14 protein-coding genes are annotated in these 16,683 nt (G+C 62.1%); 7 read left to right on the top strand and 7 right to left on the bottom strand.

All coding sequences use genetic code 11. The features are described 5' to 3' along the window. Positions 1 to 93: 93 nt before the first annotated feature. Positions 94 to 681, bottom strand: a complete 588-nt coding sequence (locus tag I6L38_RS07540; protein ID WP_216989349.1) for a tetratricopeptide repeat protein — start codon at positions 679 to 681, stop codon at positions 94 to 96. Between the two features lie 174 nt (positions 682 to 855). Between I6L38_RS07540 and I6L38_RS07535 the strand changes: the two genes are divergently transcribed. Then, positions 856 to 1,911 (top strand): PA0069 family radical SAM protein, encoded by a 1,056-nt coding sequence (locus I6L38_RS07535; RefSeq protein ID WP_216989348.1) that lies wholly within the window; start codon positions 856 to 858, stop codon positions 1,909 to 1,911. On the opposite strand, the gene I6L38_RS07530 is transcribed toward I6L38_RS07535, so the two are convergent. Next, a complete protein-coding gene (locus I6L38_RS07530) occupies positions 1,908 to 2,084 on the bottom strand; it encodes a hypothetical protein (RefSeq protein WP_216989347.1) in 177 nt (58 codons plus the stop codon). The genes I6L38_RS07535 and I6L38_RS07530 overlap by 4 nt on opposite strands. A 198-nt stretch (positions 2,085 to 2,282) precedes the next feature. Next, the gene (gene gyrA / locus I6L38_RS07525; protein ID WP_201899352.1) at positions 2,283 to 5,030 is read right to left on the bottom strand and encodes a DNA topoisomerase (ATP-hydrolyzing) subunit A; all 2,748 of its coding nucleotides are present in this window, start codon (positions 5,028 to 5,030) and stop codon (positions 2,283 to 2,285) included. A 201-nt stretch (positions 5,031 to 5,231) separates the two neighbouring features. Here gyrA and ubiG point away from each other — a divergent pair, with 201 nt between their 5' ends. The 5 genes from ubiG (at position 5,232) to yfaE (ending at position 11,065) form a co-directional block, all read left to right on the top strand. After that, positions 5,232 to 5,948, top strand: coding sequence for a bifunctional 2-polyprenyl-6-hydroxyphenol methylase/3-demethylubiquinol 3-O-methyltransferase UbiG (gene ubiG / locus I6L38_RS07520; protein WP_005300640.1), 717 nt, complete (start codon positions 5,232 to 5,234; stop codon positions 5,946 to 5,948). Beyond that, positions 5,948 to 6,634 (top strand): HAD family hydrolase, encoded by a 687-nt coding sequence (locus I6L38_RS07515; RefSeq protein ID WP_017782904.1) that lies wholly within the window; start codon positions 5,948 to 5,950, stop codon positions 6,632 to 6,634. The genes ubiG and I6L38_RS07515 overlap by 1 nt, the downstream gene beginning before the upstream one ends. A 647-nt stretch (positions 6,635 to 7,281) precedes the next feature. After that, positions 7,282 to 9,549: a class 1a ribonucleoside-diphosphate reductase subunit alpha gene (gene nrdA / locus I6L38_RS07510; protein WP_026139081.1), complete on the top strand. Its 2,268-nt coding sequence runs from the start codon at positions 7,282 to 7,284 to the stop codon at positions 9,547 to 9,549. A 65-nt stretch (positions 9,550 to 9,614) separates the two neighbouring features. Next, a complete protein-coding gene (gene nrdB, locus I6L38_RS07505) occupies positions 9,615 to 10,748 on the top strand; it encodes a class Ia ribonucleoside-diphosphate reductase subunit beta (RefSeq protein WP_010634046.1) in 1,134 nt (377 codons plus the stop codon). Then, positions 10,745 to 11,065: a class I ribonucleotide reductase maintenance protein YfaE gene (gene yfaE / locus I6L38_RS07500; protein ID WP_206220006.1), complete on the top strand. Its 321-nt coding sequence runs from the start codon at positions 10,745 to 10,747 to the stop codon at positions 11,063 to 11,065. The genes nrdB and yfaE overlap by 4 nt, the downstream gene beginning before the upstream one ends. Positions 11,066 to 11,198: 133 nt before the next feature. On the opposite strand, the gene mltA is transcribed toward yfaE, so the two are convergent. Then, complete coding sequence (mltA, locus tag I6L38_RS07495; RefSeq protein WP_117405863.1) at positions 11,199 to 12,350, bottom strand: murein transglycosylase A; 1,152 nt, start codon at positions 12,348 to 12,350, stop codon at positions 11,199 to 11,201. 150 nt (positions 12,351 to 12,500) lie between these two features. On the opposite strand from mltA, the gene I6L38_RS07490 reads away from it, so the two are divergent. Continuing rightward, the gene (locus tag I6L38_RS07490; protein ID WP_005300622.1) at positions 12,501 to 12,752 is read left to right on the top strand and encodes a DUF1289 domain-containing protein; all 252 of its coding nucleotides are present in this window, start codon (positions 12,501 to 12,503) and stop codon (positions 12,750 to 12,752) included. A 95-nt stretch (positions 12,753 to 12,847) separates the two neighbouring features. Here I6L38_RS07490 and fruA read toward each other — a convergent pair whose 3' ends face one another. From fruA to fruB, 3 genes are read right to left on the bottom strand one after another with little or no spacing between them, the layout of a single operon-like run. Continuing rightward, the gene (fruA, locus tag I6L38_RS07485; RefSeq protein WP_216989346.1) at positions 12,848 to 14,575 is read right to left on the bottom strand and encodes a PTS fructose transporter subunit IIBC; all 1,728 of its coding nucleotides are present in this window, start codon (positions 14,573 to 14,575) and stop codon (positions 12,848 to 12,850) included. After that, the gene (pfkB, locus tag I6L38_RS07480; RefSeq protein ID WP_024941831.1) at positions 14,572 to 15,561 is read right to left on the bottom strand and encodes a 1-phosphofructokinase; all 990 of its coding nucleotides are present in this window, start codon (positions 15,559 to 15,561) and stop codon (positions 14,572 to 14,574) included. Before pfkB ends, fruA begins: the two co-directional genes overlap by 4 nt. Next, a complete protein-coding gene (gene fruB, locus I6L38_RS07475; RefSeq protein WP_024941832.1) occupies positions 15,561 to 16,661 on the bottom strand; it encodes a fused PTS fructose transporter subunit IIA/HPr protein in 1,101 nt (366 codons plus the stop codon). Before fruB ends, pfkB begins: the two co-directional genes overlap by 1 nt. Positions 16,662 to 16,683: the final 22 nt, after the last annotated feature.

Here is a 16,683-nt window from a genome sequence, read left to right as displayed (position 1 = left end):
AGACAAACCAAAAACCGGACCATGCTACCAGAAGTAGGCGGAGCTGTATCGGGTTTGCTGAGATTTTCTACAACCAGATGAACCGCTTGGAGGTTATTCCCCTAGCAGAGGTTGCCAGTTGAAATCGAACGTGGAGCTCCCCTCCTGGGCCAGTTCCAGCTCCTGCAGCACCTTGAGCGCCAGCTGGTTGCCCTGCCTGGCGGCCTGATAGAGCCACGCTTTGGCACGGGGCAGATCGACCCGCCCGCTGCCCCCCATCAGATGCAGCACCCCCACCTTCAACATGGCGGGCACATCGCCGTTCCTGGCTGCCAGCTCCATCCAGTGAAACGCCTCGCGCAGATCCCGCTTCACCCCGGTGCCACGCAAATAGAGCTCCCCCAGCCGGTATTGGCCGAAGGCGTCCCCCGCCTGCGCCGCCTGACGATAGAGGCTGATGGCGCGATCCATATCCTGCTCGCTCCCCTGCCCCATTTCATGGCTCCAACCCATCAGCGCCTGCGCCCGTGGCTGGCCCTGATCCGCCAGCGGCGACCAGATCCGGGTTGCCTCATCGAAGTGGCCGGTGCGCCAGGCGCGGTTGGCCGAGGCCAGCTCCTGCTCGGTGGAGAGCGGGATCAGGCGCCAGATAACCAGCGCAATGACAGCGATGAAGAGCCAGCGGGAGGTGATGGGTGCCATGATGATTTCCGTGATCCAGTTCGCATTTCGTCTATGTAAACGAAATGTAGCGCCGCGATCAAGCAAGAGATCCCTTTGACATGCTTTTTATGGCCGGCTGGGTCGGCAGGGCTTGCATTCGGCAATGAGGGTCAGCATGATAACTGTATATATAAACAGTATTGGTGCGGCACCATGGCAGGACGAGGCAGTTCCCACAACGTTGATCACCGTTTCAGCGGCCCGCAGGTCGATGCGGTCGACGACGGCTGGTCCCAACCCGAGTGGGAAGCGGCATTTGCCGCCAGCGATCCCCGCACCGAGGTGACGGAGATCAGCGCCCGCAGCATCATCAGTTACAACAGCTCTCCCGACGTTCCCTTCGGCCGCTCCATCAATCCCTATCAGGGGTGCGAACACGGTTGCATTTACTGTTATGCCAGACCGAGCCACGCCTATCTCGAGCTCTCCCCCGGCCTCGACTTCGAAACCAGGCTGTTTGCCAAACTCAACGCCGCCGAGCTGCTGCGCCGGGAGTTTGCCAGACCCGCCTATCAGCCGCAGACCATAGTGCTGGGGGCCAATACCGACCCCTATCAACCTATCGAGCACCACTATCGCCTCACCCGCCAGTTGCTGGAAGTGATGCTGGCCCACCGCCATCCGGTGGGGATCATCACCAAGAGTGCCATGATATTGCGCGACCTCGATCTGCTGACGGAGCTGGCCCAAGAGGGCCTCTGCCAGGTGATGGTGTCGGTCACCACCTTGAATGAAACCCTGCGGCGACAACTGGAGCCAAGAGCAAGCACGGGGGCCGGCCGGCTCAAGGTGGTGGAGAGACTGGCCCGCGCCGGCGTGCCGGTCGGCGTGCTGGCGGCCCCCATGATCCCGCGGCTCAACGAACCCGAGCTCGAGCAGATCATCAAGAGCGCCGCCGAGGCCGGCGCCCACTGCGCCGACTATATCCTGCTGCGACTGCCCCACGAGCTGGCACCGCTGTTCAGTGACTGGCTGGAACAATACTACCCAGGCCAGAAGGAGGCGATCCTCAACCAGCTGCGAGCCAGCCGGGACGGCGCCCTCAACAGTCCCGCCTTCGGGACCCGGATGCGGGGAGAAGGCCAGTTTGCCGATCTGCTGGCCCAGCGCTTTCGCTTGATCGCCAAGCGGCTCGGGCTCGGCAAGCGCCACTTTCAACTGCGCCAGGATGCCTTCATCCGCCCGGGCGAGCAGCTGCGGCTGTTTTAATTCCCGTCATGACGCCAGTCAGCCTCTGGGACGCGCTCGCGGGCAATCAGCTCGACCGGCAGCCTCGCCGGTTCATGGGCCACTTCCAGCTCCTGTTCGTGCTGCGCCTCGTCCCTCCCGGCTTCGCCCCATACCCGGCTCCACCAGATCTCCCACATCACCCAGCTGGTCATAAGATGCTCCTGTGCGGCAGAGGCCGCCGTTGTGATCGCCGACGCAGGCAAGATGCCCTGCCCCCATGACAGAGGCATGACGCCCCGATGACATCTCGGTTGCCGCTCTGGCGGCAGCCTGGCTGGGGCGGCCAACGGCAGGCATAAAAAAAGAGCGACCTGAAGGTCGCTCTTTCGTATCGGGCAAAGGGGGAACGCTTACTCGTCGCCCGCCTCCCCTGCATCGACAGCACCTGTGTCTGCGGCGGTATCGGTGCCTTCAGACACCTCACCCTCGACGGCCAGTGCCTCGGTTTCCTCTTCGTCGCTCTCGGCAACGCGCTGCAGACCGACCACGGTTTCGTCTTCACCGGTACGGATCAGACGCACACCGCCGGTGTTGCGGCCGATGACGCTCACCTCGGCAACGCGAGTACGTACCAGGGTACCGCCGTTGGTGATCAGCATGATCTGGTCGGTATCCTCGACCTGGATCGCATCGATCACCTTGCCGTTGCGCTCATCCACCTTGATGGAGATGACGCCCTGGGTGCCACGGCTCTTGGTCGGGTATTCGTCCAGCGCGGTACGCTTGCCGTAACCGTTCTCGGTTGCGGTGAGGATGGCACCATCGCCACGCGGCACGATGAGGGAGACCACCTTGTCACCGGCGCCCAGCTTGATGCCGCGCACACCGGCAGCGGTACGACCCATGGGACGCACGCCCTTGAAGGTGCCCTTGCTTTCGGTGCCTTCGCCGTTGTCGCTGCCATCATCGTCGTTGCCGGCGTCGTCGTCGGTGTCGACCTCGTCAGTGGCATCGGCATCGGCGCGACCGCTGCCTTCCGCGAAGCGAACAACCTTGCCCGCATCGGAGAACAGCATGATCTCGTTGCTGCCATCGGTGATGTCCACCCCGATCAGCTCATCACCCTCTTTGAGGTTGATGGCACGAATACCGGAGGAGAGCGGACGGCTGAAGTCGGACAGGCTGGTCTTCTTCACGGTGCCGTTGGCGGTGGCAAAGAACACATACTTGTCGGCGTCATACTCTTTAACCGGCAGAATGGCGGTGATGCGCTCACCCTCATCCAGCGGCAGCAGGTTGATGATCGGACGACCGCGGGCGCCACGGGACGCCTCCGGCAGTTGATACACCTTGAGCCAGTAGACCTTGCCACGGGTGGAGAAGCACAGAATGGTGTCGTGGGTGTTGGCCACCAGCAGACGCTCCACAAAGTCCTCTTCCTTGATCCGGGTGGCCGACTTGCCACGACCACCGCGGCGCTGGGCCTCGTAGTCGGAGAGCGGCTGATACTTCACGTAACCCTGGTGAGACAGGGTAACGACCACGTCTTCCGGGGTGATCAGATCTTCGATGTTGATCTCGGCGCTGGACATGCTGATCTCGGTACGACGCTCGTCGCCATACTGTTCGCGCACGGCCAGCAGTTCGTCGCGGATCACTTCCATCAACCGCACCGGGCTTGCCAGGATGAACAGCAGCTCGGCGATGAGATCCAGCAGAGATTGGTACTCTTCCAGGATCTTCTCGTGCTCGAGGCCGGTCAGCTTGTGCAGACGCAGGTCAAGGATGGCCTGGGCCTGCTGCTCGGTCAGGTAGTAGTGACCCTCGCGAATACCGAACTCGGGCTCCAGCCACTCGGGGCGGGCCGCGTCGTCGCCGGCTTTTTCCAGCATGGCAGCCACGTTACCGAGCTCCCAGCCTTTGGCAACCAGGCCCGCTTTCGCGTCGGCCGGGGTCGCGCTATGGCGAATGAGCTCGATCACCGGATCGATGTTGGCCAGCGCTACCGCCAGACCTTCCAGGATGTGGGCCCGATCCCGCGCCTTGCGCAGTTCGAACACAGTCCGGCGGGTCACCACTTCGCGGCGGTGCAGCAGGAATGCATCCAGGATCTCTTTGAGGTTCATCACCTTGGGCTGGTTGTTGTCCAGCGCCACCATGTTGATGCCGAAGGTGGTCTGCATCTGGGTGTGCTTGTAGAGATTGTTCAGCACAATCTCGCCGGACTCGCCGCGCTTGATCTCGATGACGATGCGCATGCCGTCCTTGTCGGACTCATCGCGCAGGGCGCTGATGCCCTCGATCTTCTTCTCTTTGACCAGCTCGGCAATCTTCTCGATCAGGCGAGCCTTGTTCACCTGATAGGGGATCTCGTGGACGATGATGGTCTCGCGACTGGTCTTCTCGTCTACTTCCACCTCGGCCTTGGCACGCACGTAGATGGAGCCACGACCGGTACGGTATGCCTGCACGATGCCGGAACGACCGTTGATGATGCCACCGGTGGGGAAATCCGGGCCAGTGATGTAGGTCATCAGCTCGTCGATGGTGAGGTCGCCGTTCTCGATCAACGCCAGACAGCCGTTGACTATCTCGGTGAGGTTGTGAGGCGGAATGTTGGTCGCCATGCCCACCGCAATACCGGAGGAGCCGTTGACCAGCAGGTTGGGAACCTTGGTGGGCATGACAGCCGGGATCATCTCGGTGCCGTCATAGTTCGGCACCCAGTCCACGGTCTCTTTGTCCAGATCGGCCAGCAGCTCGTGGGAGATGCGGGCCATCCGCACTTCGGTATAACGCATGGCCGCGGCGCTGTCGCCATCGACCGAACCGAAGTTGCCCTGACCGTCGACCAGCATGTAACGCATGGAGAAATCCTGCGCCATGCGGACGATGGTGTCATACACGGCAATGTCGCCGTGCGGGTGATATTTACCGATTACGTCACCGACCACACGGGCCGATTTTTTATAGGGCTTGTTCCAGTCGTTCCCCAGCTCGTTCATTGCATACAGAACGCGGCGGTGAACCGGTTTCAAGCCATCACGCACATCCGGCAGAGCTCGTCCTACGATCACGCTCATGGCGTAATCAAGATAGGAACTCTTGAGCTCTTCTTCGATGTTGACCGGCGTGATCTCTCTGGCCAGATCGCTCATAGAAAGCCTTAATCCCTAATTAGTTGTTCTTTGGCTTAAACAGCGCGACATGGTAACACACTGAGCCAAATATCTTAAGCCACAAATCCGGTAACAAGTCGGGCTGGTGTGACAAAGTCCGTCCGTTATAATGCCCGCCAGGACAATAGATTGCGCGCGCACTCCCCTGCCTGCGCGCCCTTGCCACAGGATCATCAAAAAATGCACAGTGATGCCAATGTCGATCTGACAGAAATCGCCAAATTCGAAGCCATCGCCTCCCGCTGGTGGGACATGGAGGGAGAGTTCAAGCCGCTGCATCAAATCAACCCGGTGCGCCTTGACTGGATCACCGACAAGAGCGGCGGCCTGTTTGGCAAGCGCATCCTCGACATCGGTTGCGGCGGCGGCATCCTCGCCGAGAGCATGGCCCGCCGGGGTGCCCAGGTCACCGGCATCGACATGGGCAAGGAGCCCCTGGGCGTCGCTCGCCTGCATGCGCTGGAAGCGGGGGTGGAGCTCGAGTATCGCCAGATCACCGCCGAGGCTCACGCCGATGAAGCCCCGGGCCAGTATGACGTGGTCACCTGCATGGAGATGCTGGAACACGTGCCGGACCCCGCCTCCGTGCTGCGCGCCATCGCCACCCTGGTGCGCCCGGGCGGCAAGGTGTTCGTCTCCACCATCAACCGCAACCCGAAAGCCTATCTGATGATGATCCTCGGCGCCGAGTACCTGATGAAGATGGTCCCCAAGGGTACCCACGACCACAAGAAGTTCATCACCCCGGCCGAACTGTGTCGCATGGGTGAGGCGGCAGGCCTGCTGGTACGGGACATGAGCGGCGTCCACTACGCACCGCTCTCCAACAGCTTCAAGCTTGGTCGCAACGTAGACGTCAACTACATGGTGGCGTTCGAGCGCCCGGAGCAAGGCTGATGACGACTCACCCTGCTGCGCCCCTTGGCTGCGTGCTGTTTGATCTGGACGGTACCCTGCTCGACACCGCGCCGGATCTCGGCGCTGCCGTCAACCATGTGCTGATAAGCGAAGGCTTTGCACCGCTCTCTGACGACATCATCCGTCAGACCACCTCTCACGGGGCCCTGGGGCTGCTCAGGGCCGGTCTTGGTGACGAGCTGCTGGAGGAGCTGGGCGCCACCCGCCTTCGCACCGCCCTGCTCGACTACTACGCGGCCAACCTCTGTGTCGGCACCCGCCCCTATGAAGGCATGGTGGATCTCATCGAGTGGCTCGACGAGAAAAAGCTGCCTTGGGGCATCGTCACCAACAAGCCGGGCTTTCTCACCGAGCCGCTGCTGGCTGCGCTGCCGGCGCTTGCCAGTTGCGGCGTCACCGTCAGCGCCGACACTCTGCCGGTGCGCAAGCCCGACCCCGCCCCCATGTTCTTTGCCTGCGAGCAACTTGGCGTCGCGGCCAGCCACTGCCTCTATGTGGGGGATCATGTGCGCGACATCGAGGCCGGACGCAACGCCGGCATGCGTACCGCCGTCGCCGGTTGGGGTTATCTCAATGACGACGAGGATCCCGCCCAGTGGGGCGCCGATCTTCACTTTGATACCGTGCAGGCTCTGCATCACTGGCTGCGCTACGAGCTGGATTAGCGGCCGCCGCCTGCCTGAGCAGTCGGGCAAGACTGCCGTGGATACATATAAAAGTGGATGATCAGGGGGAGCTCCACGCCTGGGTTCTCTTGGATAACGCAGCAGGTGGATAACACAAGAGATGGATATCAGACGCAGCTTTGCGACCATCCCTTGAGCTGAGCGGTGAAAATGACGCCCATCTGGTCACTCGCGCAGCAAAACGGAGGATCGGCAATTGATCCCCCGTTTTGCCGGTTTGACAAGCAGCGCGGCAGCGGGATCGGACACCTTTTGACCCTTGCTGCACAAGGGATAATCAGGCTGAATTTGCTAGTAAAAACACCCCGTTTTCGCAAGCAAAAAAAGTTATTTAAATTTTCCATGTTCGATCATCAGACTTGCATTTACCGGATCGGACGGATGAAAACCCGTTCGCTGTGAGCGTCCACTAACTCCATCGACAACACCCACAATTTATCCACAGCAATTGCCTTATCCACAGATTGCAAAGCCGGGCAGACCTCACTATCTTGTAGCTCGAATTCAAAATAACACTATATCTTGTGATTCATCGCACAATAGGTACCCACCTCCATCGCCCTTCCCGGGCCGGAGGCCAACGCCGTGCGATGGTTTTTCGGGAATCAACTAAAGGTCATCAGCCAATGAACTTGTTTGTGACGAAGCGTAACGGCCACAAAGAACCCATCGATCTGGATAAAATTCACCGCGTGCTCGACTGGGCTGCCGAGGGTCTCGACAACGTGTCGGTCTCCCAGGTGGAACTCAAGTCCCACATCCAGTTCTATGACGGCATCCGTACCGCCGATATCCACGAAACCGTCATCAAGGCCGCTGCTGACCTGATCTCCGAGCAAAGCCCGGACTACCAGTACATGGCAGCCCGTCTGGCCATCTTCCACCTGCGCAAGAAGGCCTACGGCCAGTTCGAGCCGCCCCACCTCTACCAGCACGTCGCCAAGCTGGTGGACATGGGCAAGTACGACAAGCACCTGCTGGAAGACTACAGCCAGGCCGAGTTCGAGGAGCTGAACGCCCACCTCGACCACTGGCGCGACATGGACTTCTCCTACGCCGCGGTCAAGCAGCTGGAAGGCAAGTACCTGGTCCAGAACCGCGTCACCGGCGAAATTTACGAGAGCCCGCAGTTCCTCTACATCCTGGTAGCGGCCTGCCTCTTCTCCAAGTATCCGAAAGATACCCGTCTGGACTACATCAAGCGCTTCTATGATGCGGTCTCGACCTTCAAGATCTCGCTGCCGACTCCGATCATGAGCGGCGTGCGCACCCCGACCCGCCAGTTCAGCTCCTGCGTGCTGATCGAGTGCGACGACAGCCTGGATTCCATCAATGCTACCGCCAGCGCCATCGTGCGTTACGTCTCCCAGCGCGCCGGCATCGGCATCAACGCCGGTCGCATCCGGGGTCTGGGCAGCCCCATCCGTGGCGGTGAAGCGTTCCACACCGGCTGCATCCCCTTCTACAAGTACTTCCAGACTGCCGTGAAGTGCTGCTCCCAGGGCGGCGTGCGCGGCGGGGCGGCCACCCTGTTCTACCCGCTGTGGCACACCGAGGTGGAGAGCCTGCTGGTACTGAAGAACAACCGCGGCGTGGAAGAGAACCGGGTCCGTCACATGGACTACGGCGTGCAGATCAACAAGCTGATGTACCAGCGCCTGATCAAGGGTGGCGACATCACCCTGTTCTCCCCGTCCGATGCGCCGGGTCTGTACGATGCCTTCTTCGCGGATCAGGACAAGTTCGAAGAGCTCTACGTCAAGTACGAGCAGGATCCGAGCATTCGCAAGAAGACCCTCAAGGCGGTGGATCTCTTCTCCCTGATGATGCAGGAGCGCGCCGGCACCGGTCGCATCTACATCCAGAACGTGGACCACTGCAACACCCATAGCCCGTTCGATCCGAGCGTGGCGCCGGTGCGCCAGTCCAACCTCTGCCTCGAGATTGCGCTGCCCACCAAGCCGCTCAACAACGTGGATGACGAGGATGGCGAGATCGCCCTGTGCACCCTCTCGGCCTTCAACCTGGGCGCCATCGAGAAGCTGGAAGATCTGGAAGAGATGGCCGAGCTGGCCGTGCGCGCCCTGGATGCCCTGCTCGACTATCAGGACTACCCGCTCAAGGCCGCCAAAAAGGGCAGCATGAACCGTCGCACCCTGGGGATCGGCGTCATCAACTACGCCTACTACCTGGCGAAGAACGGTGCCCGCTACTCCGACGGCTCTGGTCTCGCGCTGACTCACCGCACCTTCGAGGCGATCCAGTACTACCTGCTGAAGGCCTCCGTGCAGCTGGCCCGCGAGTTCGGCCCCTGCCCGGCCTTCAACGAAACCACCTATGCCCAGGGGATCCTGCCCATCGATACCTATAAAAAGGATCTGGACAACCTGTGCAACGAGCCGCTGCACCTGGACTGGGAAGCGCTGCGCGAAGAGATCCGCACCGTGGGTCTGCGCAACTCCACCCTGACCGCCCTGATGCCGAGCGAGACCTCCAGCCAGATCTCCAACGCCACCAACGGCATCGAGCCGCCGCGCGGTCTGGTCTCTGTCAAGGCCTCCAAGGACGGCATCCTCAAGCAGGTGGTGCCCGAGTATGACCGTCTGAAGGATCAATACGAACTGCTCTGGAAGCAACCGAGCGTCGATGGTTACCTGCAGCTGGTCGGTATCATGCAGAAGTTCGTGGATCAGGCGATCTCCGCCAACACCAACTATGATCCCGCCCGTTTCGAAGGCAACAAGGTACCGATGAAGCAGCTGCTCAAGGACTTGCTGACCGCCTACAAATACGGCCTCAAGACCCTGTACTATCACAACACCCGTGATGGTGCGGACGATGCCCAGACCGATCTGCAAGATGACGGTTGTGCCGGCGGCGCCTGCAAGATCTGATGAACCGGGCGGGAGCGACAAGCTCCCGCCCTCCTGTTTCCCCTACTTCGCGATATTCGACAACCATGGCCTATTCAACTTTCTGCCAGACCCAAAACGACCAGCTCAAGGAGCCGATGTTCTTCGGCCAGTCGGTCAACGTGGCCCGTTATGACCAGCAAAAACACGAAGTGTTCGAGCGCCTGATCGAGAAGCAGCTCTCCTTCTTCTGGCGCCCGGAAGAGGTGGACGTCTCCCACGACCGCATCGACTTCCAGGCGCTGCCGCCCCACGAGCAGCACATCTTCATCTCCAACCTGAAGTACCAGACCCTGCTGGACTCCATCCAGGGTCGCAGCCCCAACGTGGCGCTGCTGCCTCTGGTCTCCATTCCGGAGCTGGAAACCTGGATCGAGACCTGGGCCTTCTCCGAGACCATTCACTCGCGCTCCTACACCCACATCATCCGCAACATCGTCAACACCCCTGCCCAGGTGTTCGACGACATCGTCACCAACGAGCAGATCCTGAAGCGCGCCGGCTCCATCAGCCACTTCTACGACGATCTGATTGAAGCGACCGCGCTCTACCACCTGCACGGTGAAGGTACCCATCAGGTGGCCGGCCGCGAGGTGACCATCACATTGCGCGAGCTGAAGAAGAAACTCTACCTGTGCCTGATGAGCGTCAACGCACTGGAAGCGATCCGCTTCTACGTCAGCTTCGCCTGCTCCTTCGCCTTCGCCGAGCGCGAGCTGATGGAGGGCAACGCCAAGATCATCAAGATGATCGCCCGCGACGAAGCGCTACACCTGACCGGTACCCAGCACATGCTGAACCTGATGCGCAGCGGCCAGGACGACCCCGAGATGGCCGAGATCGCCCGCGAGTGCGAGCAGGCCTGCTTCGATCTGTTCAAGGAAGCCGCCATCCAGGAGAAGGAGTGGGCCGAGTACCTGTTCCAGGACGGCTCCATGATCGGCCTGAACAAGGACATCCTCTGCCAGTACGTGGAGTACATCACCAACCTGCGGATGGCCGCCGTTGGCCTGCAACCGGCCTTTGCCGGCGCCAAGCAGAACCCGATCCCCTGGATCAACACCTGGCTCTCCTCCGACAACGTGCAGGTCGCCCCGCAGGAAGTGGAAGTGAGCTCCTACCTGGTGGGTCAGATCGACAGCGAAGTGAACGCCGAAGACCTGGGTGATTTCGAGCTGTGAGTGACGCCACCGGCACGCTGACCGAGCCCCTGCACACCGCCCCCGCCAAGAGCGAGACGGGCGCACCGCAGGTACACACCCGGGATGGCGTGCTGCACGCTCACCCCGGCGAGAGCGTGCTGGAGACCCTGGAGCGTCACGGTCATCACGTGGAGTTCCAGTGCCGCAGCGGCTATTGCGGCGCCTGCCGTACGCCGCTGCTGGCAGGCAAGGTGCACTATGCCGCCGTGCCGCTCGCCTTTGTCTCCCAGGGAGAGTGCCTGCCCTGCTGCTGCAAACCGGTGGGCGCCATCCGGCTCGACATCAAGAAGCGCTGAGACCTCCCTCTCTTGATATGTCCAAGCTCACCTCGCCAAACAAAAAGCCGCCGGATTGCTCCGGCGGCTTTTTTACATCCATCTTTATGCCTCATGGGCTGCTGGCTGATACGCCACCCGCCCCCACAAGGCATTACAGCCAGGGCGCGGCGGTCGGCCCATGGTGCAGGCCCAGCTTCCAGACCCGGCCAAAGTGCTTGTAGTGACCGGCCGCGACACCGGCCTTCTCGCCCATGCCGTGGTAGAGGTCGAGGTGGCCCTTCTTCACCGCCCCGCCCACATCCAACGCAATCAACAGCCGCAGCTGATGCTTGCCGGTCCAGTTGCCCTCTTTGTCCAGCAGAGGTACCTCCGCCAGGATCGGCGTGCCCATCGGCAGCAGGGTCTTGTCGGCGGCCACCGCAGCCATCGGCAACAGCGGGATGCCGGCGGCCCCGATCACATCGTTGGTGGGGCGACGCTCGAAGAAGACATAGGAGGGGTTCTGCTCCACCAGCTCCTTGACGCTCTCCTCCGGCTGACGGTTCGCCCACTCCTTGATGGCCTTCATGGACATCTGCTCCCTGGGCACCTCGCCGCGGTCGATCAGCACCCGGCCTATGCTCACATAGCCGTGACCGTTCTTGCCGCTGTAACCCAGATACTGCAGCCTGTCGTCATCACCATAGTGAACAAAGCCCGAGCCCTGCACGTCCATCAGGAAGTTGTCGATGAGAGACTTGCTGTAGCCAAGCTCCAGCCCGCGGTTGGCCAGCGCCCCCTGATGGATCTGGGCCCGGGTCGGACAACGGCTGCCGCAGTTGGGCATGGCGTAGATGGGGTACTTGTATTTCGCATCCGGGCGGTGGCGCACCTCCAGCACCGGCGAGTAGTAACCGGTGAACAGCACGTTGCCCATCCGATCCGAGCCCCCCAGCTGGGCCAGGCTGATGCCGTAGCGGGTAATGTCGGCGGGATTGCCGCCGTTCGCCACCCAGCGGGAGAGCTGGTGATAGAGTTCGCCATAGCGGCGGGTCATCTTGCCGGAGCGTTCCAGCACCAGCCGGCTCTGGGGGCCGAACTTGCTGTAGTCGGCGCGGGCGCGACTGTTGACGCGCTCAACCCGCACCAGATCGTCGGGCAGCATGCCGTCCAGATACTGCTTGCCCAGATTTTCCGGCACCTCGCAGTTGAGAAAACATCTGGCATCGGGTTTGTTTTTGGGCACCTGGGCTTGCTCAGAGTTGCCCGCACAACCGGCCAACCCCAGCACAGCGGCGGTCAGCCAGTACGCGTGTTTATTCATATGTCCTCATATAACACCAAGCGTCATGTTCGGCGGGGAAGATGCCAAATTTGCAGGGGGAAAGCAAACGCCTTCAAGCCTGCGACGACGGATTTCTCCAAAGGGGATCTTCTGGGTTATAACAAGGTAACAAGGTGTGAGGGGCCATGGATGGAACAGCTCGAGATCTTCCCGCTGCAGAGCCCCTGCATCGGGGTCTGTGAAGTGAACAACAAGGGCTACTGCAAGGGGTGCCTGCGCAGCCGCGAAGAGCGTTTCAACTGGCTCACCATGACCCCGGCCCAGCAGCAGGAAGTAATGCGCCTGTGCCGGGGCCGCAAGGCGCGGGTGGAAGCCGCCCGCCGCAAAGCGCTGGAGGGGGCCCAGAACGAGCCGCAAGAGCAACCGGGTTGGGATTTCTAGTTTCTCCCCCTCCTCCTTTCACGACAAACATAAAAAAGCGGCCCGCAGGCCGCTTTTCTTTTATGACACTATGAGATGTTGCCGGATGGCAAGGCTTATGCCGTGGCCAGCTTGGCCTGCTCTTCACCGCGTTTGAGCATGGCGTAAGCCACCCCGGTCAGCAGCGACCCTGCCGCAATCGCCACGATATACATCATGACGTTGCTGATGGCGTTCGGGATAAACAGCACGAACAGACCACCGTGGGGGGCCATCAGCTCGCAGCCGAACAGCATGGAGAGAGCACCGGTCAGGGCGCCGCCCGCCATGCAGGCCGGGATGACGCGCATCGGATCCTTGGCGGCAAACGGAATGGCCCCCTCGGAGATGAAGCACAGACCCAGCACGAAGGAGGCCTTGCCCGCTTCCTGCTCCGCCTTGATGAACTTGGTGCGGGCCAGGAAGGTGGCAATCCCCATCCCCAGTGCCGGCACCATGCCGGCGGCCATCACGGCTGCCATGGGGGCGTAGGTCTTGGAGGCCAGCAGGCCGACCCCGAAGGCGTAGGCCGCCTTGTTGACCGGGCCACCCATGTCAAAGCACATCATGGCGCCGATGATGACACCCAGCAGCACGGCGTTGGCAGAGCCCATGTTGTTGAGGAACTCGGTCATGGCATTCATGATGCCGGCCACCGGGCCGCCCACCACGTAGATCATCACCAGGCCGGTAAACAGGCTGGCAAAGAGCGGAATGATCAGGATGGGCTTGAGCGCTTCCAGGGTCACCGGCAGGCGCACCTTGTCGCTCAGGTACTTGGCGCTGTAACCGGCCAGGAAACCGGCCACGATGCCGCCAAGGAAACCGGCGCCCAGCGAGCTTGCCAGCATGCCGCCGATCATGCCGGGGGCGAGGCCAGGACGGTCAGCGATAGAGTAGGCAATGTAGCCGGCCAGCACCGGGATCATCAGGGCAAAGGCGGAGCCGCCACCGATCTTCATCAGGGCCGCGGCCAGGGTGCCTTCCACCTTGAACGCCTCGATGCCGAACACGAACGAGAGCGCGATGATGAGGCCGCCCGCCACCACCATGGGCAGCATGAAGGAGACCCCGGTCAGCAGATGCTTGTAGGGGCCCGCTTTCTCCTCTTTCTTGGGTTGGCTGGCGCCGCTGTGACGATAGGTTTTCGCCTCGTTCCAGGCCTTGTCGAGCTCGGCACGGGTCTTCTTGAGGGCAGCCCCTGTGCTGGTGCGATAGACCGGCTTGCCGTCGAAGCGAGCCATGTCCACTTCGATGTCGGTGGCGAGGAATACCAGATCGGCGGATGCAATCTCCTCGGCAGTCAGGGCGTTCTGGGCACCGACCGAGCCTTGGGTCTCGACGCGGATCTGATGACCCAGCTGTTTGGCCATGGTCTCCAGCGCTTCTGCCGACATGAAGGTGTGAGCCACCCCGGTCGGGCAGGCGGTCACCGCGACGATGCGCTTACCAGCGGCGGCCGGTTTGGCGGCAGCAGCGGGCGCGGCTTGATGGCGATAGACGCTGGCGCCGCTGGCGGCGGCTTCCAGCAAGGCTGCCGGATCCTGCAGGGCGAGATCCATGCTGCCCTGATAGACCCGCTTGCCGTCATAGGCGGCGAGATCTACCGGGGCGCTGGCGACAACCAGCACCAAGTCGGCCGCGGCAATCTGCTCCTTGCTTGGTACCTGGCGGGGCTGCACGCTGGAGCCGACGTCGAGGGTGAGCTCCCAACCTGCCAGTTTGGCCTGCTGTTCTATCCGTTTTGCAGCGAGAAAGCTGGTGGCAATGCCCGCCGGGCAAGCCGTAACCAAGATTGCTTTCATTGGGCATCTCCTGAGTTTTCCATTGAGGGGGTATGGCATTGAACCGGTGCCAGCGCATCCAGACGCTGTACGCGCACCTGTTCGAGCAAGGGGTCGAGGACCTTGATATCGTCAAAGCCGACCGCCACCTGGCTGACCGCCAGCGCCGAGACGGCGGTGGCGAGGCGCAGGGTCTGCTCCGGCGTCCAGCCGAGGCTGAGACCATGGGCGAGACCTGCCACCAGAGAGTCGCCGGCACCGACCGTGCTGACCACCTGCATGCGCGGCGGAATGGCCTGCCAGACGGCATCGGGTGCAAACCAGATGAGACCGTCGGCGCCGTTGGAGATCACCACGTTGGGGATCCCGCTGGCCTGCAGCGCGCGGGCACACTCGGCCTGCTCGCTCAGGGTCTTGATGGGGCGGCCGGCCCACTGGCCGAGCTCCTCCAGATTGGGTTTGACCAGGGTCGGTGCCGCTTTGATCCCTTCGCTCAAGGCCGCGCCGCTGCAATCGAAGATCACCTGCTTGCCTTTGGCCTTGAGCAGGCGAATGAGGCGGGCGCAGTAATCGGGGGCCACCCCTTTGGGCAGGCTGCCCGCCAGCACAAACCAGTCGGCGTGAGGGGTCAACTGGTCGATGGCCTGCTCCAACGCGCCCACTTCCCCTTGGTGGATGGTGAGCCCCGGCAGATTGAGATCGCTGACCCGGCCGGATTGCTCGGAGATTTTGACGTTGATGCGGGTGCTGCCCGCCACGCGCACGAAGTGATCGGCCAGAGCACGCTCCGTAAACAGGGAGACGAAGCTCTGCTGGTTATCGGCGCCAAGCCAGCCGGTGACGCCTACGTCGCGGCCCAAGTCCTTGAGCACCATGGCCACGTTGATGCCCTTGCCCGCCGCACGCAGGTTGGCCTCGTTCACCAGGTTCACCTCGCCCAGGCTCATCGTCTCCAGACGGGCGGTGAGATCGAGCGCCGGGTTGAGGGTGATGGTCACTATGTCCATCAGTGCGCCCCCTCGCCCAGCCCGGCCGCAATGGCGGCGCCTATGCCCTTGAGGGCCGCTTCGGCGTCAGCCCCTTCGGCGCGAAACGCCAGACGATGGCCACACTTGACGCCCAGACCGATCACCTTCATCAGGCTCTTGGCGGAGACCGCCTCGCCGCTGCCATCCAGGTTCGCTACCCGGATGTCGGATTCATACTCCTTGGCCACCTTGACCAGCATGGCGCCCGGACGGGCGTGCAACCCGTGGGGGTTGATGATGGTGAAGGTTTCACTAAGACCGCTCGCCGGGCCCGCTTGCAGCATGGCCAGCCCCTCGCTACCTGCCAAGGTGGCGAGCTGACCGGCAGCCGCCAGTTTGGCCAGATTCTCCAGTTGCGCCAGATGGCCGCTATCTGCGGCGCACAGCAGCAGCAGGGCGCTGACCGGTTGCTCCCCGGCGTTCAGTGCAGTGCTAGGCGTGGCCAGCACCCAGCCGGTCTGGGCAGCTTGCGCGCGGGCCAGCCAGATGCCCTCGCCCAGATAGGCGGGTTCGCTTGCCAGCAGGGCGCTTACCATGGCGGCATCGCCCCAGCCGGCGGATTTGGCGCGGGCGGCGGCGCCCAGCAGCAGCTGGTCGCGATCGTCCGCCGGGAAGTCGGCCAGGGCCAGGAACTGCACCTCTTTGGGCGCCGTGGCACCGGTCAGGATATTGATGATGGTGTCGGCATCGGTGGCCTCTTTCAATTGCGCTGCCGCCTGCTCGTCACCCAGCACGTGGGTGAGTTGGCGCAAAATGCCCAGATGTTCGTCTGATTTGGCGGCGATGCCGATGGCGACGTAGGCGATCTGCCCCTCATCCCATTCGATGCCATTGGGGAACTGGGCCACTATGACGCCAGTGCTCTTCACCAGATGCCGGGTGTCAGTGGTACCGTGGGGAATGGCGATGCCGCTGCCAAGATAGGTGGCGTGCTGCGCTTCGCGGGCTAGCATGCCATCTACATATCCCGCCTCCACCAGACCGGCTTCGGCCAGTTTGCCTGCCAACAGGGCGATGGCTTCGGCCTTGGTCGCCACCGACTGCCCCAGCAGGATCTGCTGTCGCGCCAACTTCAACATAGAGATTCTCCATCAGGTGCCG

The organism is Aeromonas sp. FDAARGOS 1408 (genome assembly GCF_019048665.1).
GTDB classification, from domain to species: Bacteria; Pseudomonadota; Gammaproteobacteria; order Enterobacterales; family Aeromonadaceae; genus Aeromonas; species Aeromonas dhakensis.
This window is presented reverse-complemented; position numbering and strand designations above follow the sequence as displayed.

Bases quoted from the DNA above. Each gene is read 5' to 3' on its own strand.
- I6L38_RS07540 (WP_216989349.1), bottom strand. From the start codon at position 681: ATGGCACCCATCACCTCCCGCTGGCTCTTCATCGCTGTCATTGCGCTG.
- I6L38_RS07515 (WP_017782904.1), top strand. From the start codon at position 5,948: ATGACGACTCACCCTGCTGCGCCCCTTGGCTGCGTGCTGTTTGATCTG.
- I6L38_RS07490 (WP_005300622.1), top strand. From the start codon at position 12,501: ATGGAACAGCTCGAGATCTTCCCGCTGCAGAGCCCCTGCATCGGGGTC.
- mltA (WP_117405863.1), bottom strand. From the start codon at position 12,350: ATGAATAAACACGCGTACTGGCTGACCGCCGCTGTGCTGGGGTTGGCC.
- nrdB (WP_010634046.1), top strand. From the start codon at position 9,615: ATGGCCTATTCAACTTTCTGCCAGACCCAAAACGACCAGCTCAAGGAG.
- I6L38_RS07535 (WP_216989348.1), top strand. From the start codon at position 856: ATGGCAGGACGAGGCAGTTCCCACAACGTTGATCACCGTTTCAGCGGC.
- fruB (WP_024941832.1), bottom strand. From the start codon at position 16,661: ATGTTGAAGTTGGCGCGACAGCAGATCCTGCTGGGGCAGTCGGTGGCG.
- I6L38_RS07530 (WP_216989347.1), bottom strand. From the start codon at position 2,084: ATGACCAGCTGGGTGATGTGGGAGATCTGGTGGAGCCGGGTATGGGGC.
- nrdA (WP_026139081.1), top strand. From the start codon at position 7,282: ATGAACTTGTTTGTGACGAAGCGTAACGGCCACAAAGAACCCATCGAT.
- fruA (WP_216989346.1), bottom strand. From the start codon at position 14,575: ATGAAAGCAATCTTGGTTACGGCTTGCCCGGCGGGCATTGCCACCAGC.
- gyrA (WP_201899352.1), bottom strand. From the start codon at position 5,030: ATGAGCGATCTGGCCAGAGAGATCACGCCGGTCAACATCGAAGAAGAG.
- pfkB (WP_024941831.1), bottom strand. From the start codon at position 15,561: ATGGACATAGTGACCATCACCCTCAACCCGGCGCTCGATCTCACCGCC.
- ubiG (WP_005300640.1), top strand. From the start codon at position 5,232: ATGCACAGTGATGCCAATGTCGATCTGACAGAAATCGCCAAATTCGAA.